The sequence below is a fragment of the Sphaerotilus uruguayifluvii genome (assembly GCF_013294065.1).
Lineage (GTDB): Bacteria > Pseudomonadota > Gammaproteobacteria > Burkholderiales > Burkholderiaceae_C > Sphaerotilus > Sphaerotilus uruguayifluvii.
The window spans coordinates 13,172-38,784 of the sequence record NZ_JABSNM010000027.1 but is presented as its reverse complement, the minus strand read 5'-3'; the positions used below and the strand labels follow the sequence as shown (position 1 = coordinate 38,784).

The following is a 25,613-nucleotide window of genomic DNA, read 5'->3' as shown; positions in this document are numbered from 1 at the left end:
GCCCCTGCCGGACAGGCGAGACCCTCGTGCACGGGCTCATGTTCAGCGCTCCCGGAAGGCCTCGCGGCCCTTGAGCATCGGCGAGACCAGGAACTCGAGCACGCTGCGCTCGCCGGTGCGGATCTCGACCGAGCCGGTCATGCCCGGCAGCACCGGCAGCGGCCGGCCGTCGGGCCCGTGCAGCGACGAGGCGCGGGTGCGCACCCGCACCCGGTAGAAGGCCTGGTTCTGCGGGCTGGCGGTCGCGGCGCCCGCCTCCAGCGTGTCCGGGCTGATGTACTCGACCTCGCCCTCGAGGCCGCCGTAGCGGTAGTAGTCGTAGGTGTCGAGCTTGACCGCGACCGGCATGCCCGGATGCACGAAGCCGACGTCGGCCGGCGCCAGCCGGGCCTCGATGCGCAGCGTCTCGCCCAGCGGCACCAGCTCCAGGATCGGCGCACCGGCACCGACGACGCCGCCGCGCGTGGTGATGCGCAGGTTCTTGACGATGCCGCGCACCGGCGCCTTCAGCGTCGTGCGCTGCAGTGCGTCGACCCGCGCGACCTGCTGCTCGTCGAGCTGGGCGATCTCGCCGCGCACCCGCACCAGATCGGTCGCGGCGTCCTGGCGAAAGCGGTTGACGCGTTCGGCGACCTGCATCTGCAGGTCGTTGCGCTGGCGGTCCAGCCGCAGCACCTCGACCTCGGACATCAGCCCGCGCGCGGCCATCTGGCGCGCCGTGGCCAGCTCGGTGTCGAGCAGCGCCAGGCTGGAGCGGCTGACCGCGACCGCCTCGTCGAGCGCGCGGCGCCGCGCCTGGAAGGCCTCGGTCTCGGCGGCGACCAGGCCCGGCTGGGCGCGCACCTCGGCCGAGAAGGACGGCGTCCCGCGGCCGGACGCCTCGGCAGCCAGCCGCGCCGCGGTGGCCTGCAGCGACAGCTGGCGCACCCGGCCCTCGTTCTGCTGCGAGGCGAAGCGGGTCGGGTCGAGCCGCACCAGCTCGGCGCCGGCCTCGACCAGATCGCCCTCGCGCACCAGCACCGCGTCGAGCAGCCCGCCCTCCAGGCTGGCGATCACCTGCTCGTGGCCGTCGGGCACCACCTTGCCGGTGGCCTTGGTGACGATGTCGACGCGCGCCTGCGCGGCCCAGACCCCGGTGGCCACGACGATGCCGCACAGCAGGTACAGCGCCCACAGCGCACGCGGCATCGGCTCGACCAGCTCGGCCTGGCGGCTGCCATGCAGGAAGCGCTCGTCGCCGGGCACGAACAGGCCCTCGGCCAGCGCCTGGCCGGCGCGCGCCGCGGGGGCGGAGGAGGAAAAGGGATTGAATCGCATCTCGGCTCCGTGGCGGATCCGGTGTTCAGCACAGCGCCTCGGCGCGGGGCCCCGCGGCCGGGGCGGCCGAGGCAGCCGGGGCCGGCGGCCGCGTTCCGGCCAGCGCCTGCAGCACCGCCTGCTTCGGACCGTCGGCGATCAGCCGGCCGGCGTCGAGCACCGCGATGCGCTCGACCAGCTCCAGCATCGCCGGCCGGTGCGTGACCACGACCAGCGTGCAGCGCGGCAGCGCCTGGCGCAGCTGCGCGACGAACTGCGCCTCGGTCTGCGCGTCCATCGAGCTGGTCGGCTCGTCCATCAGCAGCACCTGCGGGCGCATCAGCAGCGCGCGCGCCAGCGCGACGAGCTGACGCTGGCCGCCCGAGAGCATCGCGCCGCCCTCGCCCACCGGCATGTCCAGGCCCATCGGGTGCGCGGCGACGACGCGCTCCAGCCCGGTCAGCCGCAGCACCTCGGCGATCCGGTCGGCGCCGGCCTCGCGGCCGAGCAGCAGGTTCTCGCGCACCGTGCCGCGGAACAGCCGCGGCTCCTGCTCGACGAAGCCGATGTGGCGACGGAAGTCGGCCGGATCGAGCTGGCGCAGGTCCAGCCCGTCGATCTCGACCGCGCCGCTGGCCGGCTGGTAGAGGCCGGCGAGCAGCCGCAGCACCGTCGACTTGCCGCTGCCGATGCGCCCGAGCAGCGCGACACGCTCGCCCGCGGCGATGCGCAGCGTCACGTTCGAGAGCACCTGCGGCGCCTGGCCGGCCGGACCGTAGGCGAAGCCGGCCTCGCGCAGCGCCAGCTGGCCGTCCAGCCGCGGGCACGGCAGGAAGCGCCGCCCCGGCTCGCGCTCGACCGGCAGCGCCATCAGCCGGTCGAGCATGCGCAGCGCCGCCCGCGCGCCCTGGTAGCGCGAGGCCAGCGCGACGACGCTGCCCAGCGGTGCCACCGCGCGGCCGGCGAACATCACCGCCGAGATCAGCGCGCCACCGCTGAGCTGGCTGTCGTGGATCAGGTGCACGCCCCAGACCAGCATCACGATGGTGACGATCTGCTGCGAGACCATCGACACGTTGTTGACCCAGCTCGACAGCGCGCGCGCGCGCAGCGCCGACTGCGCCGCCAGCGCGTTGGCGTGCTCGTAGCGGTGCTGGAAGAAGCCCTGCGCGCCGGCGGCGCGGATGGTCTCGATGCCGTCCATCGCCTCGACCAGCAGGCCCTGCATGTCGGCGAGCTGGTGCTGCTGCGCCAGCATGCTGCGCCGCATCAGCGTCTGCACGCCCACCGTCAGCAGCAGGATGACCGGCACCGCGATCACCAGCACCAGCGCCAGCGGCCCGGCCATCATCCAGGTCGCGGCGATGAACAGCACGATGAACGGCAGGTCGCTGATCGCCGACATCGAGGCCGAGGTCGAGAACTCGCGCACCACCTCGAGCTGCGCCATGTGGTGCGCGAAGGAGCCGGCCGACTCCGGCCGGTGCTCGAGCCGCAGCCCCAGCGACTGGCGCAGCAGCACGCTGCCCAGCGCCAGGTCGGCCTTGCGGCCGGCGTGGTCGATCAGGTGGCTGCGCAGCTGGCGCGCGACCAGGTCGAACAGCGTCGCCAGCACCGCGCCGGCCGCCAGCGACCACAGCGTCACCATCGCCTGGTGCGGGATCACCCGGTCGTAGACGACCGACGCGAACAGGCCGGAGAACAGCATCAGCACATTGCTGAGCAGCGCCGCGAGCATCGCGCCGCGGTAGTACGGCAGGTAGCGGCGCAGCACGCGCCAGAACCAGTGCACCTCGAGCGCCTCGGCCGGCGCGTCGGCGCCGCGGCCCGCCGACGGCACCGAGGCCGCGTCGCCCGGGCCGGCCAGCAGCAGGTCGCCGTCATGCAGCGCCTGCAGGCCGGCGTCGTCGAGCTGAAGCGGGGCGGGCGCGGCGGCGGCGCCATCGAAGACGCGCAGCTCGTGCATGCGCCGCCCGTCGGCATCGACGCGGCGGGCCGTCAGCAGCGCCGCGCGGCCGTCGCGCAGCGGCAGCAGCACCGGCAGCAGCAGCGCCAGCACCTCGGTCGCGTCGCGCCGAACCCGGCCGGCCTGCAGGCCGGCGTGCTCGAGCACCCGGCAGGCGCCGGCCGGCGTCAGCGGCCGCTCCAGCCCGAGCCCGTCGAGCAGCGAGGCCGCGCTGCGCTCGATGCCGTGATGGCGGCACAGCGCCTGCACCGCGTCGAGCAGCGCGTCGGCGCTGCCGGCCGCGGCCTGCCCGGACGGTGCGGCGGCGTTCATGCGGTCTTGCGCAGCAGGCTCATCAGGTGAACGCCGCGCCATTCCTGGCTGAGGATCTGGAAGCTGCCGCGGAAGCCGTACATCGAGGCCCACCGCACCTTGTCGTCGAAGTACAGCGGGAAGGTCTCCTCGGTGATGATGTTGACGTGGGTCGGATCCCGGAAGGCCGGTCCGTGCGGGAAGGCCGGCGTGAAGGACATGAACACGCCGCCGGGCTTGAGCACGCGGTGGATCTCGTTCATCACCTCGACGAAGGCGTTGCGGCGCTGCGGCAGGTAGATCAGGCGCGGCACATGCTCGAGGAAGTCGTGCGCGGTCACGTAGTCGAAGCTGTCGTCCGGGAACGGGATCGGCTCGATGACCAGATCGGCCTTGACGATGTGCGCCTCGGCGTCGTCGCGCACGTCGATGCCGTAGACCTCCTGGGCGTTGAACGGGTTCTTGGGCTGCAGGCCGCAGCCGAGGTCGAGGGACTTGGTCGTCATCTGGGTCGTCCTGTTCCGGGAAAGGGTGGGCATCGCGGCGGCGGGCCGCGCAGGAAAGCTCGGGAGGGTCAGGGAGAAGCCGCCGGCTGGGGCAGCTCGGCCAGCGGGCCGGGTTCGGTCAGCCGCACCGGCGCGGCCGGCTCGGGCAGCGGCGGCGGCATGCGGAAGAAGCGCGCCCAGAAGTTCGGGCTGTACTTCCACCAGGCGTGGCCGCCCATCGGCGGGCGGCAGTCGATCGCGTGGTAGTGCTCGGGCTGCAGCTCCCACGAGAAGCGGGCGGCCTCGCGCTCGTTGGGCAGCACGAAGTCGGCCGACAGCAGGCCCATGATCGCGAAGTACAGGTCCTCGCTCGAGCCGGTGCGGCGGAACATGTCCAGCGCCTGAGGGAACTCGCGCAGCAGCGCCTGGCACTTGCGGATGCGCCGCAGGCTCAGGCCGCCGTTGCCCACCAGCGCGCGCACCGTCTTGGCGTGCGGCCCGCAGAACGGATCGAGGTCGACCTTGACCGTCACGCCCTGCGGCCACGGCGCGCCGATGTAGTCGTAGGGGCGGCCCATCCAGTGGTCGAGATCGTCGCGCAGCAGGATCGCGTCGGTCTGCAGCACCAGCATGAACTCGTGCGCCGCGTAGCGCTCGTAGAAGGCCGGCGACAGCATCAGCTGGTTGTAGCCGGCGATCGACGCGAAGTAGGCCGGATCGAAGGCCTCGAACGGGATGCCCGGATAGCGCAGCTGGTAGTAGCCGTAGTCCAGGCCGCGCGGTCCGATGAAGCGCACGTCGCGTCCGGCCAGCAGCGGCAGCGAATGGTCGAGGGAGAACTGTTCCAGCACCGACAGCAATGGCTGGTAGATCGGGATGAGGACGATCGTCGAGGGAGTCACGGTGGACCTCGGCAGGGTCGGTTCGGAAGCGTCGGAGGATCGGCGGGCCGGTTCAGGCCGGCCCGGACAGCGCGTCGACCGCGCTGCCGAGCCGGGAGCGGCGCCACATCGCGATGCAGGCCGCCTCGACGTCGCGGGTGAAGCCCGCCGTGTCGAACAGGGCCGAATGCACGCGCTGCGCCTGCAGCTTCGCCCGCAGCGCCGCGCGCCGCGCCGGATCGCGCGCCAGCGCCAGCGCCAGCGCCTCGTAGTCGGCATGGCTGGTGGTGACCAGCTCCGGCAGGCCGGCGGCCTGCAGCAGGCTGCCGGCCACCCGCGACGGGAAGGCCTGGCCGGAGCAGGTCAGCACCGGCAGGCCCGCCAGCAGCGCGTCCGCCGCGGTGGTGTGGGCGTTGTAGGGATGGGTGTCGAGAAAGAGATCGGCGACGCGGTAGCGTGCCAGGTGGTCCTCGACCCGCGGCACGCGCTGCGCGAACACCAGCCGCGCCGGATCGACGCCGGCGGCCTGCGCGGTGGCGCGCAGGTTGGCTTGCGACAGCTCGCTGCGCGACATCAGCCACAGCACGCTGCCGGGCACCGCCGCCAGCAGCCGCATCCAGATCGCGAAGACGCCGGGCAGGATCTTGTAGTCGTGGTTGAAGGAGCAGAACACCACGCCGTGCTCGGGCAGGCCGCATTCGGTGCGCGTGGGCGTGCGCTCGGCGATCTGCAGGCCGGCGGCCGGCGGCAGGTAGGCGTCGGGCAGGTAGACCACGCGCTCGTCGTAGAAGCGCTGCTGCTCCGGCGGGATCACATGGCGGTCGGCCAGGATGTAGTCCATGTAGCCGTTGCCCAGCGTGCCGGGATAGCCCAGGTAGTTGACCTGCACCGGCGCGGGCCGGTGGCTGAAGATCTCGCTGCGCGAGTCGGCGGTGTAGCCGGCCAGGTCGATGGCGATGTCGACCTCCATCGCACGCAGCTGGCGGGCGATGTCGATCGAGCTCATGCGGCGCGCGTCGATGAAGTGGTCGAAGGCGGCGACCATGCGCGCGCGCAGCCGGCTGCCGTCGTCCGGGCCGAGCGAGACCGCGATGGTCTCGAAGCAGCGGCGGTCGTGGTGCTCGAAGATGCCCGCCATCAGGTGGCCGACCGGATGCTCGCGCAGGTCGGGCGACACATAGGCCAGGCGGATGCGGTCGTGGCGGTAGCGCTCGCCGTTCCACAGCCGGGTGGCCGCCGGCGGATAGCGGTGCGCCGAGAAGGTGCGCGCGCAGCGCTGGTGCTCCTCGGCCGAGTCCGACAGCGCCATGAAGGCCAGCGACTTGCACGCGCGCCGGCCGGCGCGCACGCCCTCGATGACCTGCCGCGACAGCGCCTCGAAGCCGCTCCAGTCGCAGGCATGGAGCTGTTCGTAGACCAGCATGCCGGCGCCGTAGTCGTAGGACGGATTGATCGCCTGCAGCTGACGCAGCATCGCCACCGCCTCCTCGGTGCGGCGGAACTCGGTCAGCAGCGTGGCGCAGTTGGCCAGCGCGGTCTCGTTGCCCGGCTGCAGCGCCAGCACGCGCTGGAAGCGCTCGAGCGCGGCCGCATGCTGCAGCAGCTCGCGCAGCAGCACGCCGCTGTTGATCAGCGCCTCGGTGTAGTCGGGCTTGAGGTCGATCGCGCGCTGGTAGCTCGCCAGCGCCTCGTCGCGCCGGCCCGTGCCCTGCAGCGCGGTCGCATGCGCGAACCACAGCGGTGCGAAGCCCGGCACGTCGCGCACGCCGCGCTCGAGCAGCGCCAGCGCCTCGGTCGCGTCGGCACGCCGCAGCAGGATGACCGCCAGCGAGTACAGCGCGACCGGATCGGCCGGCCAGTGGCCGAGATAGAAGCGGAAGAGCTGCTCGGCCAGCTCGACGCGACCCTGGTTCTGGTGGTCGAGGGCCTGGATCAGCAGCGCGCGGTCGGGGACCGGCGGAACGGCCGTCGCGGGCGTGGCGGCGGCCGGGGTCGGGGCGGGCGTGGCGGTGAGGACCATGGTGTGCCATGGTTGCAGCGATGCCCCGCGCGAACTCGCAGAAAGCGCAAGGCAAGCCCGGCGCATTTCGGCAGTTCGGGGCGGAGCGCCCCGCGCCCCGCCCTCGCCCTCCGGTCGATGACCGCTCGGGGCAGGCTCAGATCAGCGGCTGCTGGCGCAGCAGCTCGTCAAGCTCCGTGCCGGAGGAGGCCACGATGACCGCCGCGGAGGCCGTCGGTGCCGCCACCGGCGTCGCCGACGCCGCCGTCTCGGTGCCGGCCGGGGCCTGGGGCGCCTCGGCCAGCAGCTCGCCCAGGGTCGGTGCGGAGCCCGCCGCGGCGGCCGGCGCCGCCCCGCCCTGCGCGAACCAGACGTCGGCCATCTGGTGCACGCTGCCGTCGCTGCGGGTGTAGCTCGAGCTCAGCCCGATCAGGTTGCCCGCATCGGTCGCGGTGCCGGCCTGCGCGTTCAGGTCGAGCGAGACGATGCCCAGCTCGGCCAGGCCGTGCAGTTCGGCGGCGCTCGAGATGCCGTCGCCATTGGCATCGACCCAGACCTTCAGCTCGCCGAAGGCCGCGTCCCGCGCGTCGAGATGCCCATCCCCGTTGGTGTCGAGCGCCTTCATCGCCAGGTAGCCGTTGCCGGCGTGGTGGCCGTCGACCTGGGTCGCGGTGCCGAACAGCTCGCGGCCGTCGTCGATGCGGCCGTTGCCGTTGACGTCGCGCACCAGCAGGCCGTCATGGGCCGAGACCCAGCCGGTCTGCGCCGCATGACCGCTGGCCAGCAGGTCGAAGCGCACGCCGGCCGAGACCGACACCGTGTGCACGCCGTCGCCGTTCAGGTCCAGCACCACCGGCGACAGCGCCGTCAGCGCGGCGCGCTGCGCGTCGGTCATCGCGTCGATGTCGGTCTGCTCGAAGGCGGCCGCCTGGGTCATCGACATCGCGGCGATGTCGCGCGTCTCGAGCGCATGGACCTGCTCGGTCGTCAGCGCGACGATCTGCGCGGTCGTCAGCGCCGCGGCGTGGGCGGTGGTCATCGCGACGATGTCGGCCGTCTCGAGCGCACCGATCTGCACGGTCGTCAGCGCGGCGAACTGCGTGGTCGTCAGCGCGCTGATCTGCGTGCTGCTCATCGCGACCAGATCGCTGGTCTCGAAGGCGGCGATCTGGTGCGTGCCCAGCGCGCCCAGCTGCGTCGTCGTCAGCGCCGCGGCCTGCGCGCCGGTCAGGCCGGCGATGTCATCGGTGGTGAACGCGGCGATCTGGCGGGTCGACAGCGCGGCGATCTGCGTCGTGCCCAGCGAGGCGATCTGGTCGGCGTGCAGCGCCAGGATGTCGCCGGTCTCGAGCACCGCGATCTGCGCGGTCGTCAGCGCGTTGAGCTGCACGGTCGTCAGCGCCGCCACCTGGGCCGAGCCCAGCGCGACGATCTGCGCGGTGCTCAGTGCCCGCAGCGCCGCCGCGCCCAGCCCGGCCAGGTCGGCGGTCTCGATCGCGCCGATCTGCGCCGCCGTCAGCGCGCCGATCTGCGCGGTCGTCAGCGCGCCGAGCTGGCTGCTGTCGAAGGCCGCGATGTCGCGGGTCTCGAAGGCGGCGATCTGGGCGGTGGTGAAGGCCGCGATCTGGCTGGCCGACAGCGCAGCGATCTGGTGCGAGGCCAGCGAGGCCACGTCCCGGGTCTCGATCGCGGCGATCTGGCTGGTCGACAGCGCGGCGACCTGGTCGGTGCCCAGCGCCGCCAGCTGCACCGCGGTCAGCGCGGCGATCTGCACCGACGAGAAGGCCCGCAGCGTGCCGGTCGACAGCGCCACCAGGTCACGCGTCTCGAACGCGGCGATCTGCACCGTGTTCAGGCCGGCGATCTGGACGCTGCCCAGCGCGGCGACCTGGCTGCTGGAGAGCGCGACGATGTCGGTCGTCTCCAGCGCGCCGAGCTGGCGGCTGTTCAGCGCGGCGATCTGCTCGGTGCCCAGCGCCGCGATCTGGCTGCTGGAGAGCGCGACGATGTCGGCCGTCTCCAGCGCGCCGATCTGGCGGGTGGTCAGCGCGGCGAGCTGGGCGCTGCCGAGCGCGGCGACCTGCGCGGTCGACAGCGCGACGATCTGCGCGGTGCCCAGCACCGCGATGCCGGAGGTGCCCAGCGCCGCCATGTCGCGGGCCTCGAGCGCGGCGACCTGCGTGGTCGACAGCGCGGCGATCTGCGCCGTGCCCAGCGCGGCGATCTGGCCGCTCGACAGCGCGGTGATGTCCTCGGCCTGCAGCGAGGCGACCTGGCGCGTGTTCAGCGCCCCCACCTGCGCGGTCGTCAGCGCCGAGATCTGCAGCGTGTTGAGCGCCACCAGATCGACCGTCTCGAAGGCGGCGACCTGCTCGGTGGTCAGCGCGGCGAGCTGCGAGCTCGACAGCGAGGACAGGTGCGCCGAGCTCAGCGCGACGATCTGCGCGGTCGTCAGCGTGCGCAGCGCGGTCGTGGTCACGCTGGCGAGGTCACGGCTTTCCAGCGCGGCGACCTGCGTCGTGCTGAGCGAGGGCAGCAGGCCGGCATTGCCCAGAGCGACGATGTCGGCCGTCTCCAGCGCGCGGACCTGGGTGGTGGTCAGCGCCCCGACCTGGGTGCTGCTGAGCTGGCCGATCTGCGAGGTCGTCAGCGCGATGATCTGCGCGGTGCCCAGCGCCCGCACCGCGGCGGTCGACAGCGCGGCGATGTCGCGGGTCTCGATCGCGGCGATCTGCGCGGAGTTCAGCGCGGCGATCTGGGTCGAGCGCAGCACGCCGATCTGTTCGCTGGTCAGGCCGGCGATGTCGCGCGTCTCCATCGCCGCGACCTGGCGGCTGGTCAGCGCGGCGATCTGCGCGGTCGACAGCGCGGCGAACTGGTTCGACGACAGCGCGACGACGTCGGCGGTGTTCAGCGCGGCGACCTGGGTGGTCGACAGCGCGGCGAGCTGGTTCGTCGTCAGCGCCGCGGCCTGCTGCGATGTCAGCGCGGCGACCTGCACGGTCGACAGCGCGTGGATCGACTGCGTGCCCAGCGCGGCCAGGTCGCGGGTCTCCATCGCCTGCAGCTGCAGCGTCGTCAGCGCGGCGATCTGCTGGGTGCCCAGCGCCGACAGCTGCACGCTGCTCATCGCGACGATGTCGGCCGTCTCCAGCGCGACGATCTGGCGGGTGGTCAGCGCCGCCATCTGCGTGGTGGTCAGCGCCGCGGTCTGGGTGGTGCCCAGCGCGACCAGGTCGGTCGTCTCCATCGCCGCCAGCTGCGCGGTGCTCAGGCCGGCGACCTGCACGCTGTTGAGCGCCGCCGCCTGGGCGGTGGTCAGCGCGACGATCTGCGCGGTCGACAGCGCGCCGAGCACGCGGGTGGTCAGCGCGACGATGTCGCGGCTCTCGATCGAGGCGATCTGCGTGGTGGTCAGCGCCGCCACCTGGTGGCTGCCCAGCGCGCCGATCTGCGCCGAACTGAAGCCGGCGATGTCGTCGGTCTGCAGCGCGGCGACCTGGCGGGTCGTCAGCGCGGCCACCTGCGTGGTGGTGAACGCGGCCGTCTGGGCGGCGCTCAGCGCGACCAGGTCACCGGTCTCCATCGCCGCCACCTGGGTCGAGGTGAAGGCGGCGACCTGCCCGGTCGTCAGCGCGGCGAACTGGTTCGAGGTCAGCGCGACGACCTGCGCGGTGCTCAGCGAGCGCAGGAAGGTGGTGCTCAGCGCCGGCACGTCGGCCAGCTCGATCGCCTGGATCTGCGCGGTGCCCAGCGCGCCGATCTGCACGGTGCTGAAGGCGCCCAGCTGCGCGCTGCTCAGCGCGACCAGGTCGACCGTCTGCAGCACCGCGACCTGCGCGGTGGTCAGCGCGTTGATCTGCGACGTGCTCATCGCCGAGATCTGCACCGAGCTCATGCCGACGATGTCGGCCGTCTCCAGCGCCCGCAGCTGCACCGTGCTCAGCGACGCCACCTGGGCGGTGTCGAGCGCAGCAACCTGCGCGCTGCTCAGCGCGACGATCTGCTCGGTGTTGAGCGCGCGCAGCTGGGTGCTGCTGAGCGAGCCGATGTCGCGGGTCTCCAGCGCGGCGACCTGGCGGGTCGTCAGCGCGGCGATCTGCGAGCTGCGCAGCGTGGCGATCTGGTCACCCGACAGCGCGGCGATGTCGGAGGTCTCCAGCGCCGCCACCTGCACAGTCGTCAGCGCGCCGAGCTGGGCGCTGCCCATCGCGGTGATCTGGCGCGTCGTCATCGCGACCAGGTCGGCCGTCTCGATCGAGGCGATCTGCTTCGTCGTCAGCGCCGCGACCTGGTCGGTCGTCAGCGCGGCGGCCTGGGCCGAGCTGAGCGCGATGACCTGGCCGGTCGTCAGCGCCGCGACCTGCGCGGTCGTCAGCGCCGCGACATCGCGGGTCTCCATCGCGGCGATCTGCTCGGTCGTCAGGCTGACGACCTGGGCGGTGCTCAGCGCCGCCACCTGCAGGCTGGTCAGCGCGACCACCTCGGCGGTGGTGAAGGCCACCAGCTGGCGGGTCGTCAGCGCCGCGGCCTGCTCGGTGGTCAGCGCGGCGACCTGCGCGGTCGACAGCGCCTGGATGTCGGTGGTCTCGAGCGTGCGCAGCTGGCTGCTGGTCAGCGCGGCCATCTGGCGGGTGGTCAGCGCCGCGACCTGCTCCGGCGCCAGCGCCAGGATCTGGGCGGTCGTCAGCGCCTGCAGCGAGCCGGTCGCCAGCGCGGCGAGGTCGCGCGTCTCCAGCGCCGCCACCTGCAGCGTCGTCATCGCCGCCAGCGCGGCGGTGGACAGCGCGTTGAGCTGGGTGCTGCTGAGCGCCGGAATGTCGGCCGCATCGATCGCGGCGACCTGGCGGCTGCTCAGCGCGGCCATCTGCGTGCTGGTCAGCGCGGCGATCTGGCTGCTCGAGAAGGCCTTCAGGTCGGTGCTCTCCAGCGCGGCGACCTGGGTGCTGGTCAGCGCGGCGACCTGCGCGGTGCTCAGCGCCGAGGTCTGGAAGGTGCTCAGCGCGACGATCTGCGCGGTGCCGAGGCTGCGCAGTGCGGTGGTGCCCAGCACCGCAAGATCATGCGACTCGATCGCCAGCACCTGTGCCGTGCTCAGCGCCTCGATCTGCGCGGTGTTCATCGCATTGATCTGCGCGCTGGACAGCGCGACGATGTCGCGCGTCTCGAGCGCACGGATCTGTGCCGTGGTCAGCGCGGCGACCTGCTGGCTCGTCATCGCCGCGATCTGCACCGAGCTCAGGCCGACGATGTCGGTGCTCTCCAGCGCCTGGACCTGGACGGTCGTCAGCGCCGCCACCTGCGCGGTGCTCATCGCGCCGATCTGGGCGCTCGACATCGCGACGATCTGCGCGGTCGTCAGCGCGCGCACCTCGGCGGTGCTCAGTCCGGCGATGTCGCGGCTCTCGATCGCGGCGACCTGCGCGGTGGTCAGCGCCGCCACCTGCGCGGTGGTCAGCGCCGCCAGCTGCGCGGAGCTCATGGCGACGATGTCCGCCGTCTCCAGCACGCTCACCAGGCGGGTGCCGAGCGCAAGGACCTGGCTGGTCGACAGCGCGGCGATCTGGGCGCTGCTCATCGCGACCAGATCGGTCGACTCGAGCGCGGCGATCTGCGCGGTCGACAGCGCACCGATCAGGGCGGTGCCGAGCGCGGCGGCCTGCGCGGTCGTCAGCGCGGCGATCTGGGTGCTGCTGAGCGCGCGCAGCCCGGCCGATCCGAGCGCGGCGAGGTCGCGGGTCTCGATCGCGGCGATCTGCCCGGCCGACAGCGCCGCGACCTGGCTGGTCGACAGCGCGGCGATCTGCGAGCTCGACAGGCCGGCGATGTCACCGGTGTCGAGCGCGCCGAGCTGGCGGGTGGTCAGCGCGGCGACCTGCACCGTCTTCAGCGCGGCGACCTGGACGCTCGACAGCGCGTCGACCTGCACGGTCGTCAGCGCGCGCAGATCCTGCGTCTCCAGGGCGGCAACCTGCGCGGTCGTCAGCGCGGCGACCTGCTCGGTCGTCAGCGCCGCCACCTGCGCGCTGCCCAGCGCCACCACCTGCTGCGTGCCCAGCGCACGCAGCGCGGCCGTCGTCAGCGCGCCGATGTCGCGGCTCTCGATCGCGGCGACCTGCACGCTGGTCAGCGCGGCGGCCTGCACGCTCGACAGCGTGCCGATCTGGGTGCTGCTCAGCGCCGCGATGTCGGCGCTCTCCAGCGCGACGATCTGCGTCGTGCGCAGCGCGGCGATCTGCTGCGTGCCCATCGAGGCGATCTGCGTCGAGCTCATCGCGATCAGGTCGGTCGTCTGCAGCGCGGCGACCTGGGTGGTCGTCAGCGCCGCGACCTGGCCGGTCGCCAGGCCCGGCATCTGCAGCGAGGTCAGCGCCTGGACCTGCGCGGTGGTCAGCGCGGTGATGTTCTCCGTGCCCAGCGCCTGCAGCTGGGCCGAGCTCAGCACCGAGATCCCGGTGGTGCCCAGCGCCTGAAGCTGCACGGTCGTCAGCGCGCCGATCTGCGCCGTGCCCATCACGACCAGATCGTTGGTGCCGAGAATGGCGATCTGCGCGGTGCTCAGCGCCGCGACCTGCCAGCTGCGCAGCGAGGCGACCTGGGCGGTGCTCAGCGCGTTGATGTCGGACACCGCCATGACGCCGAGCTGCGCGGTCGTCAGCGCGGTCAGCTGCACCGTCGACATCGCACCGAAGTCGCCGGACTCGAGCGCGATCACCTGCGAGGTTGTCAGCGCCGCCACCTGCGCCGAGCTCAGCCCGGCGATCTGCGCGGTGTTCATCGCGACGATCTGCGCGGTCGTCAGCGCGGTGAGGTTCTCCACGCCCAGGCCGGCCAGGTCACGGCTCTCGAGCGCACCGATCTGCACCGTCGTCAGCGCGACGAGCTGCGCGGTCGACAGCGCGCCGACCTGTGCGCTCGACAGCGCGACGATGTCGCCCGTCTCCAGCACGCCGATCTGGCGGGTCGTCAGCGCGCCGATCTGCACCGTCGTCAGCGCGCCCACCTGCACGCTCGACAGCGCCACCACCTGCGACGTGCCCAGGCCGGCGATCTGCTCGACCGTCAGCGAGCGCAGCGCGTTCGTGCCCAGCGCGACCAGATCGGCCGTCTCGATCGCCGCGACCTGCGCGGTCGACAGCTGCGGCAGCTGACTGGTCGTGAAGGCCGCGATCTGCGCCGAGCTGAACGCGGCGATGTCGGCCGCCTCCAGCCCGGCCAGCGCTGCGGTCGACAGCGCGGCGACCTGCCCGGTCGCCAGCATCGCCAGCTGCGTCGAGCTCAGCGCCGCCACCTGGGCGCTGGCCAGCACACCGATCGACGCAGTGCCGAATCCGCGGATCACGTCCGGCGAGATCACCGCCAGATCGGCGGTCTCCAGCGCCTCGACCTGGCTGGTCGACAGCACCGCCAGCTGCGCAGAGCTGACGCCCGCCCAGTCCTCGGTGGTCAGCGCGGCCAGGTCGCTGGGAGACATGTTCGCCACTTCGGCGGGGGTGAGCGTGGTGAAGATCGAAGCCATGGCAGTTCGGGTCCTGTACTGATCGGGAAGCGGCGCGGCCGACGCGCGCGACCGCTTTCACTGCGCTCGATATCGACCGCACCGCCCTGAACTGGAGCAATCCGGTGCGCGAAATGCAAACTTCGCGCAGATCGGCCCCCTGGATGCAGCCCCCCGCACAAAACCGGAAAAGACATAAATCCGCAGACGCCGGAATTGCCAGATCGAGCATCCTTTTTTCGCCATTTCCCCAGGCTATTTCCATTCACGGCAAGGAATTGCGGTGCAGGCAGGCTCAGACACTGAAACCGGACGTGACAGGCTGCCGTGGAGACTTCCCGGAATGAAACCGTTCCCTTCAATCCGGGGAAGCCGCCCCGGCGACCGGTCGCTAAACTGCGCCCGGTTTGACCCGTTTATCACCTCTTTCATTGCAGGCCCCGGCCGGGCCAGGAACCACCCCGGCGCCCGCCTGCCTCCTCTGGAGTATGCAAGTCATGACATCGGCACTGTCCACCCGCCCTGCCCGCCTGAACCGTCTGCTCGCGCTGAGTGCCGTCGCCTGCGCCGTGCTGCTGACGGCCTGCGGTGGCGGCGGTGGCGAGAAGAAGGCCACGCAGGTGGCCGCCAAGGTGAACTCCGGCGAGATCTCGGTGCACCAGGTCAACGACATCCTGCAGCGCCAGCCCGGCCTGAAGCCCGAGCAGGCCCAGGCGCTGAGCCGCCGCGTGCTCGACGGTCTGGTCGACCAGGAGCTCGCGATCCAGCAGGCGGTCGAGCAGAAGCTCGATCGCGATCCGCGCGTGGTCTCGGCGATCGAGGCCGCCCGCCGCGACATCATCGCCCGCGCCTACGCCGACAAGGTCGCCGAGGCCGCCACCGCCCCGACCGCCGACGAGATCAAGGCCTACTACGACAGCAAGCCCGAGCTGTTCTCCAAGCGCCGCATCTACGCGCTGCAGGAATTCAACATCGAGGCCAACGCCGAGCAGAAGGCCGCGCTGCAGGCCAAGATCCCGGGCCTGCGCAATGGCGAGGATCTGGCCGGCGCGCTCAAGGCCGCGGGCATCCGCTTCGCCGCCCGCGCGGTCACCCAGGCGCCGGAGAACATCCCGATGGGCCTGCTGTCGCAGCTGGTCAAGCTCAACGAGGGCCAGTGGCTGGTCGTGGCCATGCCGACCGGCCTGAACGTCGCCTACCTGGCCTCGGCCAAGCCGGCGCCGGTCACCGAGGACGGCGCGAAGAAGGCCATCGAGCAGTTCCTGCTGACCGACCGCAAGCGCCAGCTGGTCGGCGACAGCATCAAGAAGCTGCGCGAATCTGCCAAGATCGAATATGTCGGCCAGTTCGCCAATGCGGCGGCTGTGCCGGCCGATGCGGCCAGTGCCGCGGCGGACGTCGCGCCGACGGTGGCCCCGACCGCGCCGGCTGCGGCCGCATCGGAGTCCCTCGACGCCTCGACGATCCAGAAGGGTCTGTCGGGCCTGAAGTAACCAGCACGACCACCCCATGCCCATCCTGCAACCATCCCCGACGCTTCTCGCTGCGCTGCAGCGCCTCCTGTTCCTCGCCCTGGTGATGCTGCTCGCGCCGTTCGCGGCCCGCGCGCAGCTGGCCGACGCGCAGCGCGACTACGTCATCGGCTCCGGCGACGTGGTGCGCGTGAGCGTCTACCAGAACCAGGACCTGACGCTGGAGACGCGGGTGTCCGAGAGCGGCGTCATCAGCTACCCCCTGCTGGGCCAGCTCCGTCTGGGCGGACTGTCGGTGCCGCAGGCCGAGCGGCTGATCGCCGACGGCCTGAAGAACGGCAACTTCGTGCGCCAGCCGCAGGTGAGCATCCTGGTGACGCAGATCCGCGGCAACCAGGCTTCGGTGCTGGGCATGGTCAACCGGCCGGGACGCTACCCGATCGAGCTGACCGGCATGCGCCTGAGCGAGCTGCTGGCCACCGCCGGCGGCATCGCCCAGGGCGGCAGCGACCTGGTCACGCTCAGCGGCATGCGCGACCGCAAGCCCTTCCGCGTCGTGATCGACCTGCCGACGCTGTTCGCCGACTCGGGCAGCAAGAACGACCCGGTCATCACCAACGGCGACACCGTCTACGTCGACCGCATGCCGATGGTCTACATCTACGGCGAAGTGCAGCGCCCGGGCTCGATGCGGCTGGAGCGCGGCATGACGGTGATCCAGGCGCTGGCTGCCGGCGGTGGCCTGACGCAGCGCGGCACCGAGAAGGGCCTGCGCGTGCATCGCCGCGGTGCCGAGGGCAAGGTCGAGATCCTGCAGCCGGGCATGAACGACGCGCTGAAGGACGGCGACGTGATCTACCTGCGCGAGAGCCTGTTCTGATCTGACCGCACGACCGATCCGCGCCCAGGCGCGGAAGACCGGGGGGCCGCCGACATGCCGTCGCCGGCCCCCCGTGCGTTCCAGATCGGCTTCAGGCCGGCCGCCGCACGCGCCGGCCGTGGCGATCGAGGCAGTCGAGCACGCCGCGGGCGAAGTTCGACACCATGTTGTCGAGCGTGTAGCGGCCCGCCGCCTCGAGGCAGGCCGAGCGCATCGCCTGCAGGCGCGCCTCGTCGCGCATCAGCGCGGTCACCGCATCGGCATAGACCTCGGGGCGCTCGTCGTCGATCACCAGACCGGTCGTGCCGCCCTGCAGATAGGCGATCTCCGGGCTGTGCAGCGCGCGTGCGGTGGTGATCATCGGCAGCCCGGCCGAGAAGGCGTCGAGCACATGCAGCCCGACCAGCCCCGGATTGAGCTGCACGCAGGCCAGGCGGAACAGCGCCGCCTTGTCGGCGCCCTTGCGCACGCCCAGCACATGCAGCCACGGCCGCGACGCGGCCGCCGCGCGCACCTCGGCCGCCCCGGGGCCGTCGCCGATCATCAGCAGATGGAAGTCAGGCAGCGCCGCGCGGATGCGGTCGGCCGCGGCCAGCAGCAGGTCGAGCTTCTTTTCCGGATACATCGAGCCGCAGAAGACCGCGATGCGCTGGCCGTCGCCCAGGCCGAGCTCGGTGCGCCAGCGCGCCAGCTCGGCCTCGGGCACCGCCTCGATCTGGCGCCGGAAGGCCGAGACGTCGATGGCGTTGTTCAGGTTGGAGATGCGGTCGGCCGCGAAGCCGCTGGCGCGCAGATGGTCGACCGTCATCGAGGTGTAGGCGAACCACCAGTCGACCTGGCGCAGCATCAGCGACTTCCAGCGCTCGCGCCAGCCGCTGGGCGCGGTCGTCTGGAAATTGCGCCCATGGCCCCAGAAGGCCAGCGGCGGCGCCCCGGCCCCGGCCAGCCGCCGGCGCAGGATCAGCGGGTAGTTCGACAGCACCCGGTTCTCCTGGATCATCACGCACAGGTCGGCGTCGCGGGCGGACGGCGGCAGCGGCTGCCAGATCAGGTCCTTGCCGGCCACGCCCAGGAAGCGATTGCGCACCCGGGTGGCCCAGGGCAGATGGCCCTCGTCCTTGCGCACCGCCTCGGCAGCCGAGGCCTGGCCGTGGACCAGCATCAGCTCGACGCCGTGGCGGGCCAGCTCGTCGTGCAGGCGCTGGAAGAAATCGACACGGTAGTGCAGCAGCCGATGCTGCAGGATGGCGACCTTGGTGTTCATCGATGCGGGGGGTTCAGGCCGGGCACGCCCGGACCCGGACGGATCACGAAATGGTCGAAGCCGCGTTCGGACGAGCGGAACTCGCCGCCGGCCACCGCCTGCTCGTGGCGGGCGATGTCGGCCGGATCGCGGAAGCGCGCGCCCACGACCCGCGCCGGATTGCCGGCAGCGATGCTGTAGGGCGGCACGTCGCGGGTCACCACCGCACCGGCGGCGATCACGCTGCCGCGGCCGACGGTCACGCCGGTCAGCACGACGGCGCCGTAGCCGATCCAGCAGTCCGGCCCGATGACCGCGCGCTCGTCCAGGAAGGGCGAAGGCTGGCGCCTCGAGGCGATCCAGGGCGTGAAGCGCATCGGCGTGCCGACGGCCGAGAAGTCATGGTCGTGGCGACCGACGATGCCGACGCGGTTGGCGATCAGGCAGTGGTCGCCGATCTCGCAGTTGGCCTCGATGCAGACGTCCTTGCCGATGTAGACGCCGCGGCCGATGACGATCGAGGCGGGCGCCCAGAGCCGCACGCCCTTGCCCACATGCAGGTCCGGCCCGTGGCGCAGGTAGCCCGACTTGCCGGCGACCCGCCAGGCGGTGGCCAGCCGGCGCAGCGCCGCCACGACAGAGGCGATCATCGGCGGCATCCCTTCAGCGCGTGGCCCGCGGGCACAGCAGCGGAGCCGGCTTCAGGGTCAGCGAGGACAGCCGCCCCGCAGGCACCAGGCTCTCGCCCGGCGGCTGGCAGCCGGCCCAGCGCGTGCGCAGGTCCGCCGGCACGGCGGTCATCGACGCGGTGGCGCTCTCCGCCCACAGCAGATCCGCGACGGCACGCCGGCCGGCATCGAGCAGTTCGCAGGACCAGACGCCCGACGCCACCGTGCGGCAGTTCGAGACCTCGCGCTCGTCCAGCCAGGACTGGATCTGGGACAGGGCGGCCAGCGCGGGCTTCGGCGTGCGGCTGGTCGCCTGCAGCAGCCCCAGCCCATAGGGGTTGTCGAGCGAGTACCAGTAGAAACGCCCCAGGCCCTCGGCGCGTCCGAGCACCAGCGCGCGCATCAGCCAGGCCGCGCCGGTCGGGCCGTCGAGCTTCTGCCATCCGCCGCCGGACTGCACCATCGCGGAGACGGCCGTGCCGTCGGTGTCCTCGAGCCACCAGCCGGTCTCGGTGTTCCACAGCGGCAGGTGGTCGATGCCGTTCTGCTTCATCACCTCGCGCACCTGGCGGATCAGCGGCACCATCGCCTCGGGCGACTGGCGCGGCACATAGAAGTGATGGCCGACGATGTCGATGCAGTCGCGCCCGCCCGCGGACAGGAAGCTGGCCAGATAGGCGATGTGCCGCCCGCCGCCCGCCGAGGCCGGCGAGACCACGCGCGCCGCGGGATCGTTCTCGCGGATGATGCGGCGGGCCTCGCAGGCCATCGTGACGAGTTCAGGCAGGGTTCCGGTGTAGTGCCCGGCGTCGCTGGGCTCGTTCCAGATCTCGTAGGCCTGCACCTGTCCCCGGTAGCGGCGCACGACCGCCTCCACGTAGCGACGCCAGTCCTGCATGTCGGCCGGCGGCGCCAGCCGACCCGGCCCGTAGCGGCTGGGCTCGCCGGGGCGGGACGAGGCCCAGGCCGGCGTGTTGGCCAGCGGCACCAGCACCGTCGCACCCTTCTGGCGCGCGGTCTGCACATACTGGTCCAGGCGCGTGAAGTCGAAGCGGTCGCGCTGCGGCTGCAGCTCGGCCCAGGTCAGCTGCGCGTCCCAGGTGCGCAGGCTGCCGACGGGAACCTCCGGCCAGGCCGTGCCCCGGCCCAGATAGTGGATGTGCAGGCCGAAGTAGTCGGCCGGCACCGCCTGCGCCGGGCCGGCCGCGCCGAGCGCCGCCAGCGCGACCGCGGTCAGGCCGCGCGTGATCGTCGAGAAACGTGATGACTGGTCCTGCTGGGTCATGAATCCCTCTCATGCTGCCTGCGCCACTCGCGCAGGCCCTCGATGCGTCCACGCACGCAATGCCAGCCGACCCGCGCCGCCTCGGGGCGACCGCGCAGCAGCGGCACCAGCCACGGAGCCAGCAGCCCCCGGCCGATCACCCAGCCCGACAGGGCGTGCTTGACATACAGCGCCCCGGTGCCGCGCTCGCGGCGACGCAGGCGCTCCAGATCGTCGGCGCTGCGGCGCGGGCGCGTCCCGCCGGCGGCAAACGCGTGATGCATGCGCACCGACGGTTCATAGGACATCGGCTCGGCACGCGCGGCGACGCGCATGACCAGATCGGTCTCCTCGGCCGAGCCGAACCACTGGCCGACGCCCAGCCGCTCGTCGAAGCCGCCGAGCTCGCGCAGCAGCGCGGTGCGCACGAACAGCGTGATCGAGCTGGCGCGCCGGCCCCGGAAGGCTCGCACCTCGTCCGGCCGGAGCGCCTGGGCGGGCGCGTCGAGATCGCCCACCGCGGCGGCCTGCTCGACCCAGCAGCCCACCATCAGGGCCGGCGGCACCGCAGCCGCCTGCCAGCGCTCGGCCAGCCGGGCGACCGTGTCCGGTTCGTACCAGCAGTCGTCGTCGGGAAAGCCGACCACCTCGCCGGCGGCCAGCTGCAGGCCGTGATTGCGTGCGCCGGACAGGCTGCGCCGATCGAAGCGGACATGGCGCAGCGTCACGCCCGCCTGCCGGGCCTCCTGCAGCAGGGGCAGCAGCCGGTCGTCGCCGTTCTGGTCGATCACCAGCACCTCGAAGTCGCGGCAGGTCTGCGCCGCCAGGGCCTGCAGGCCACGGGCCAGTTCGGTCGTCCGTCCGACGGTGGCCAGCACGAGCGAGACGAGCATGGATTCAGTTCTCCGTTCGAGGCCGGCGGGCGTCCTGGCCGGATCGCAGCCGCAGGCCCAGGCGCTGCACCGCCCAGCGCAGCACGGTGCGCAGCCAGTAGATGCGCCGCGCCGAGGCCCCGGACGAGAACAGCAGCTGCGCCGCTCCGGCCGGATCGCCCCGGTCGAGACGTGCCGAGGCGACATTGATCCGGTGCACCGACAGCAGCTGGCGCGCGCCGTCGCGCAGCGCCTCGGGCACCGCACCGGACTGCAGGCGCCGCGCCAGCCGCTGGTAGCACGGCAGCACGTCGGCCAGCGCCGGGTTCTGCATCGCGCTGCCGGCGACATCCATCCGGTATTCGGTCAGAGGCACGTTCGCGAAGGCCACCGGCGCCGCCTCGGCCACCCGCAGCCACAGGTCCTGGTCCTCGCCGAGGCGCTCGCCCGGCATGAAACGCAGCGACGGATCGCGCTGCAGCAGCTCGCGGCGCAGCGCGATCGAGTTCGTGTGGGTGAACGCGCCCCGGCTCCACCAGTCGTGGAAGCTGTCGACGCGCCCCAGGCTGCCCTCGGGCCGTGCCGGGCGCCCCGGAGAACCCGAGAGGACGCGCCGGCCGTCAGGCCAGCGGCGCGCGAAGCCGGTGCAGTACATGCCGGCCTGCGGATGCGCGGCGGCCAGGGCCGCCAGCATCGCGAAGTAGCCCGGCAGGTAGCGGTCGTCGGCATCGAGAAAGGTCACCAGCTCGCCCCGCGCCAGGTCGATGCCCCGGTTGCGCGCCACCGAGACGCCTGCATTGGCCTGGCGCAGCAGCCGGACGATGCGCCCGGCCTCGTGCCCGGCGATCCAACGCTCGACCCGCTCCGGACCGCCATCGGTCGAGCCGTCGTCGATGACCAGGATCTCGGCCGCCGCCGGCTGCTGGGCGAGCACCGACTCGATCGCCTCCAGCACATAGGCCGCCTTGTCGTGCAGCGGGATGATCACCGACAGCGCGGGACAGGCAGACGCAGTCATTGCCGCTCGAGTCCCGAGTCAGATCCGGGCCAGCGGCGACGTCCTGTCGACGGCCGCCGGCGCGATCACGGCCGAGGCGATGCGCGACGCGGGCACGGTCCGCGGAAGGGACAGGCCGCGGGCGGCGATCACGGCAAGCAGCATGTGGGTGAACATCTCGCCATTAAACAGCGTGCTCACCGTCAGCGGCGTCTCGGTCATCGAGCGGATCAGCACAAAGATGAGGATTGCAAGAGATGCTCCACGAGTCGGGCGGGTCATGCGGATGCAGCCGATGATCATCACGACCAGGTACAGCAGCAGCGCCAGGGCGCTGAACGCGCCGCCCTGGCTGAGGCTCTGCAGCCACTGGTTGTGCGCATGGGTCGCGAAGGGCATGCCCAGCGAGGCGCGGAACGCCGGATCCCAGATCGTCGGACCGTAGCCGAACAGCGGATGCTCGAGCCAGACATCGATCGCCACGTTCCAGATCTGGCTGCGGCCGGTCAGCGTGACCAGCTCGCTGCCGGCCTTGGTCTCGGAGACCGCCGCCATCAGCTTCTGCGGCGGCACGATCAGCATGCCGATCAGCAGCAGCGACAGCAGCGCGGTGACGAAGATGACCGTGCCGAAGCGCAGCCGGCCCTGCCGGTCGAGCCCGAAGCGGAACAGCGACACGCAGGTCCCGGCCACCAGCGTGGCCATCCAGGCCGTCTTCGACTGGGCCAGCACCAGCGTCGCCAGACCGCAGCCCACCAGCAGCCAGCGCAGGCGCCGGTCGCGGGTCGGCGCGATGTATTCGAGCAGCAGCGACAGCAGCGCCAGCGGACCGATGCTGTTCGGGCTCGACCCGATGCCCCACAGCCGGATGCTCAGGCCCGGGACCCAGCCGGCATAGCCGGGCTGCAGCGCCAGGCTGGGCTGGACGGCCATCGCCACCAGACTGCCCAGCGTCATGCCGAGCAGCGAGAACTTCGCCCAGCGCAGCACCCGGTCGAAGGAATGCACGCCATCGACGATCGCGGCGAGGAAGACCGGCAGCGCGTAGTAGACGTTCATCGTGAACGACGGCTTGGCGCCCAGCACGGACGGAACGATGTAGGTCGCGGCGAAATACAGCACGAACGCCTCGGCGAAGCGCCGCTGTGCCGCGTTGACCGGCGCGTCGCCGGGGAGCTGCAGCCGGCGCGTGCGGAAGTAGCGGTTGAACAGCGCCGCCAGGCTCATGCCCAGCATCAGGCCGGTCAGCAGCCGCGTCGGCCAGGCGGCGCCGCCGGCATCGGCGCCGATGTTGTCGGTGCCGAAGGCGGCGAAGCGCACGTCGCGATGCGACAGCACCACCGCGAGCGCCATGCCGATCGTGCAGCAGACGAAGGTCATCGGCACGAAGTAGCGACCGAGCCGGAGCTGCCCGTGCAGCATCAGCGCGAACATCAGCACCGCCACGATCGCGACGATCGTCAGCACCGATCCGCCCATCGCGAGAAAGATCAGCTCACCCTTGCTCATCGCTCACTCCTCCAGCAGGCCACGCAGGGCCCGCAGCGTGCGCAGCCTCGCCGGCAGTCGCCCCAGCACCGGACGCAGCGCCTGCCGGGCCGGGACCGGCACGTCCAGACGGCAGACGGTCGCCAGCACGCCCATCGTTCCTGCCCAGCCGGGCAGCAGCACCAGCGGCAGCACCAGCCAGGGCGAATCGAGACCGCCCCTTGCCGCCAGCCACAGTCCGGCCTGGCAGACGGCCGCCACCGCCAGGCAGGCCAGCAGGCCCGGCAGGATCACCTTCAGCATCGCAGCCCGCCCGATCGACAGCACCTGGCAGGCCTGGCCGACCATCGTCGCGGCCCGGGCCGCGAACAGCACGGCCACGCCCCAGGCCACCCCGGTCACCGGACCGCGCGAGGCCGCGGCGCAGACCGCCAGCCACAGGGCCAGCACCGGCAGCTGCGAGCGGAACTCGCGCCGCGCCTGTCCGGCCGACCACAGCATCGGCGTCGACATGCCCCAGACCAGGAAGGCCGGCATCGCCAGCGCGAACGGCGCCAGCAGCGCACCGGCCTGGGTCCACTTCGGCCCGTACAGCAGCGCGACGATCGGCCCGGACAGCACCGCCACCGCGACATACAGCGGCGCCAGCAGCAGCAGGATCAGCAGCAGCGCGCCCTGGTAGGCGGCCGCCTGCCGGGGCAGATCGGCCGTGCCCATCCGGGCGGTGGCCGAATAGAACACCGGCTGGATCACGCCCAGCAGCGTCGTCGTCGGGGTGTAGATCAGGTTGTAGGCGGCGGAATAGCTGCCGATGCTGGCCGCGGCGTAGCGGTGGGCGACGATCGTGCGGTCGACGTTCTGCATCGCCCAGTTGACCAGGTTCGTCACCATCACCGTCAGGCCGGTGGACAGCATCGCGGGCCGGTCGGCGGTGTTCCACAGCGGCGCCAGGGGATGGCGCACCGCCGAATAGAGCCAGCCGGTCGACACCAGCGCCTGCACCAGCCAGGCGATGCCCAGCGCGCGCACGTCGCCCAGCCACAGCGCCAGCGGCAGCCCGCACATCACGTAGCCGGCGACGTAGGAGCCGATCTGCGCCATCTGGATCGAGCGGAAGTCCATGCGCCGCTTGAGCATGTTCAGCGACGGCGCCGAGATCGCGTTGAGCAGGCACACCAGCGACAGGCCGGCGATCACGCCGGTGGCGCGCACATCGCCGAGACCGCGCGCGATCAGCGGTGCGGCCGCGAACACGCCGGCAGCCACCATCAGGCCGATCAGCACCTGCCAGGTGAAGACGCAGCGCAGGTCCTCGTCGCTGACCTCGGGCTTCTGGATCAGGCCGTAGGCCATGCCGAAATCGGCCAGGAAGGTCGCCAGGCTGACCACCAGCACGCCGATCGCGAACAGGCCGTACTGGTCGGGGCCGAGAATGCGCACCAGCAGGATCTGGGTGCCGAACTGCAGCAGCAGCTTGGCCAGCGCGCCGAAGGCTCCCCAGCGCACCGCGCGGACCGCCCGGCCGGCCAGGTCGGAGCCGGCCGCGCTCATCGGATCGGCACGACGGTCACTTCAGCCCCGCCAGCCTCAGTCGGGCGGCCGGATCCAGCGCCGACAGCAGATCGACCGCGAAGCGGTCCTGCATCGCGTACGCATGCTCGCTGTCCGGATCGATGCTCGACATCCGGAACAGCAGCCCGTCGGCGATGTAGCCCTTCAGCGCGTACTGCATCTCCTGCATCTTCTTGTCGACGCCGCTGCGCACCGCATGGTCGCCCAGCGTCGTCCAGTAGGTGACCGGCTCCGGGCGGGTCGAGCCGCGGGTGGTCTCGACGCGCTTGACCGGCACCGCGCCGAAGGGCGTCGCCATCTCCTGCTGACGCACGCGCTGGACCTGGAAGCCCTGGGCCGGGTAGCAGATCTCCGGCTTGTGGACCTGGAAGGCATCGCTCTGGTCGCGGCCGTAGGCGACGGACAGCAGCACCATCTCGCCGCGCGAGTTGCGGTAGACCCGGTTGAGCAGGTCCGAATAGAGCTTGTCCTGCATGACCTGCGCCTGCGGATTGACGACGCCCTGGGCCTGGGGCACATGCTCCCAGTCGCCGAAGCGGGCCGGGATCATCGTCTCCAGCCTGACGGCCGGGCGGGTGTCGGACAGGTGCAGGGTCGGCTTCATCGTCGAGCCGATTCCCGAGGTGGCCGCCATCGCGACGGCCAGCGCCGCGGCGGTGAGCATCATCCGCCGGGAGGCGGGCCGCGGCGCGGGAACGGCCGGCAGGGACGGGGAATTCGTCGTCATGATCGGGTTCCTTG

16 protein-coding genes are annotated in these 25,613 nt (G+C 72.0%); 2 read left to right on the top strand and 14 right to left on the bottom strand.

Annotated features, from left to right (window positions below; translation table 11 throughout):
• Positions 1-42: 42 nt before the first annotated feature.
• The 6 genes from HNQ01_RS20510 to HNQ01_RS20485 form a co-directional block, all read right to left on the bottom strand.
• Positions 43-1,317 carry a beta-barrel domain-containing protein gene (locus HNQ01_RS20510; RefSeq protein WP_173807377.1) on the bottom strand — a complete coding sequence of 425 codons (1,275 nt, stop codon included), beginning with the start codon at positions 1,315-1,317 and terminating at the stop codon, positions 43-45.
• A 25-nt stretch (positions 1,318-1,342) separates the two neighbouring features.
• Entirely contained in the window at positions 1,343-3,574 is a 2,232-nt protein-coding gene (locus HNQ01_RS20505) for a type I secretion system permease/ATPase (RefSeq protein WP_286181034.1), read from the bottom strand.
• Complete coding sequence (locus tag HNQ01_RS20500) at positions 3,571-4,059, bottom strand: class I SAM-dependent methyltransferase (RefSeq protein WP_037477993.1); 489 nt, start codon at positions 4,057-4,059, stop codon at positions 3,571-3,573. Before HNQ01_RS20500 ends, HNQ01_RS20505 begins: the two co-directional genes overlap by 4 nt.
• Positions 4,060-4,127: 68 nt before the next feature.
• Positions 4,128-4,940, bottom strand: a complete 813-nt coding sequence (locus HNQ01_RS20495) for a DUF5672 family protein (RefSeq protein WP_173807375.1) — start codon at positions 4,938-4,940, stop codon at positions 4,128-4,130.
• A 52-nt stretch (positions 4,941-4,992) separates the two neighbouring features.
• Positions 4,993-6,939, bottom strand: a complete 1,947-nt coding sequence (locus HNQ01_RS20490) for an O-linked N-acetylglucosamine transferase, SPINDLY family protein (protein WP_173807374.1) — start codon at positions 6,937-6,939, stop codon at positions 4,993-4,995.
• 136 nt (positions 6,940-7,075) lie between these two features.
• Entirely contained in the window at positions 7,076-14,437 is a 7,362-nt protein-coding gene (locus HNQ01_RS20485; protein WP_173807373.1) for a beta strand repeat-containing protein, read from the bottom strand.
• Positions 14,438-14,913: 476 nt separating this feature from the next.
• On the opposite strand from HNQ01_RS20485, the gene HNQ01_RS20480 reads away from it, so the two are divergent.
• Both HNQ01_RS20480 and epsE read left to right on the top strand, forming a co-directional pair.
• Positions 14,914-15,909 (top strand): EpsD family peptidyl-prolyl cis-trans isomerase, encoded by a 996-nt coding sequence (locus tag HNQ01_RS20480; protein ID WP_173807372.1) that lies wholly within the window; start codon positions 14,914-14,916, stop codon positions 15,907-15,909.
• Positions 15,910-15,925: 16 nt separating this feature from the next.
• Positions 15,926-16,768 carry a polysaccharide export protein EpsE gene (epsE, locus tag HNQ01_RS20475; protein ID WP_173807371.1) on the top strand — a complete coding sequence of 281 codons (843 nt, stop codon included), beginning with the start codon at positions 15,926-15,928 and terminating at the stop codon, positions 16,766-16,768.
• Positions 16,769-16,859: 91 nt separating this feature from the next.
• On the opposite strand, the gene HNQ01_RS20470 is transcribed toward epsE, so the two are convergent.
• The 8 genes from HNQ01_RS20470 to epsI are packed head-to-tail and all read right to left on the bottom strand — an operon-like array spanning position 16,860 to position 25,599.
• Positions 16,860-18,032 (bottom strand): glycosyltransferase family 4 protein, encoded by a 1,173-nt coding sequence (locus HNQ01_RS20470; RefSeq protein WP_173807370.1) that lies wholly within the window; start codon positions 18,030-18,032, stop codon positions 16,860-16,862.
• Positions 18,029-18,661 (bottom strand): CatB-related O-acetyltransferase, encoded by a 633-nt coding sequence (locus HNQ01_RS20465; protein ID WP_173807369.1) that lies wholly within the window; start codon positions 18,659-18,661, stop codon positions 18,029-18,031. Before HNQ01_RS20465 ends, HNQ01_RS20470 begins: the two co-directional genes overlap by 4 nt.
• A gap of 13 nt (positions 18,662-18,674) precedes the next feature.
• Positions 18,675-19,964: a GH39 family glycosyl hydrolase gene (locus HNQ01_RS20460; RefSeq protein ID WP_173807368.1), complete on the bottom strand. Its 1,290-nt coding sequence runs from the start codon at positions 19,962-19,964 to the stop codon at positions 18,675-18,677.
• Positions 19,961-20,836, bottom strand: a complete 876-nt coding sequence (locus HNQ01_RS20455; RefSeq protein ID WP_173807367.1) for a glycosyltransferase family 2 protein — start codon at positions 20,834-20,836, stop codon at positions 19,961-19,963. The genes HNQ01_RS20460 and HNQ01_RS20455 overlap by 4 nt, the downstream gene beginning before the upstream one ends.
• Before the next feature lie 4 nt (positions 20,837-20,840).
• Positions 20,841-21,833 (bottom strand): glycosyltransferase family 2 protein, encoded by a 993-nt coding sequence (locus HNQ01_RS20450; protein ID WP_173807366.1) that lies wholly within the window; start codon positions 21,831-21,833, stop codon positions 20,841-20,843.
• Between the two features lie 18 nt (positions 21,834-21,851).
• Positions 21,852-23,321, bottom strand: coding sequence for an O-antigen ligase family protein (locus tag HNQ01_RS20445; protein ID WP_173807365.1), 1,470 nt, complete (start codon positions 23,319-23,321; stop codon positions 21,852-21,854).
• 3 nt (positions 23,322-23,324) lie between these two features.
• Positions 23,325-24,851: an oligosaccharide flippase family protein gene (locus tag HNQ01_RS20440; protein ID WP_173807364.1), complete on the bottom strand. Its 1,527-nt coding sequence runs from the start codon at positions 24,849-24,851 to the stop codon at positions 23,325-23,327.
• Positions 24,852-24,867: 16 nt separating this feature from the next.
• Complete coding sequence (gene epsI / locus HNQ01_RS20435) at positions 24,868-25,599, bottom strand: exosortase-associated protein EpsI, B-type (protein WP_173807363.1); 732 nt, start codon at positions 25,597-25,599, stop codon at positions 24,868-24,870.
• Positions 25,600-25,613 lie beyond the last annotated feature (14 nt).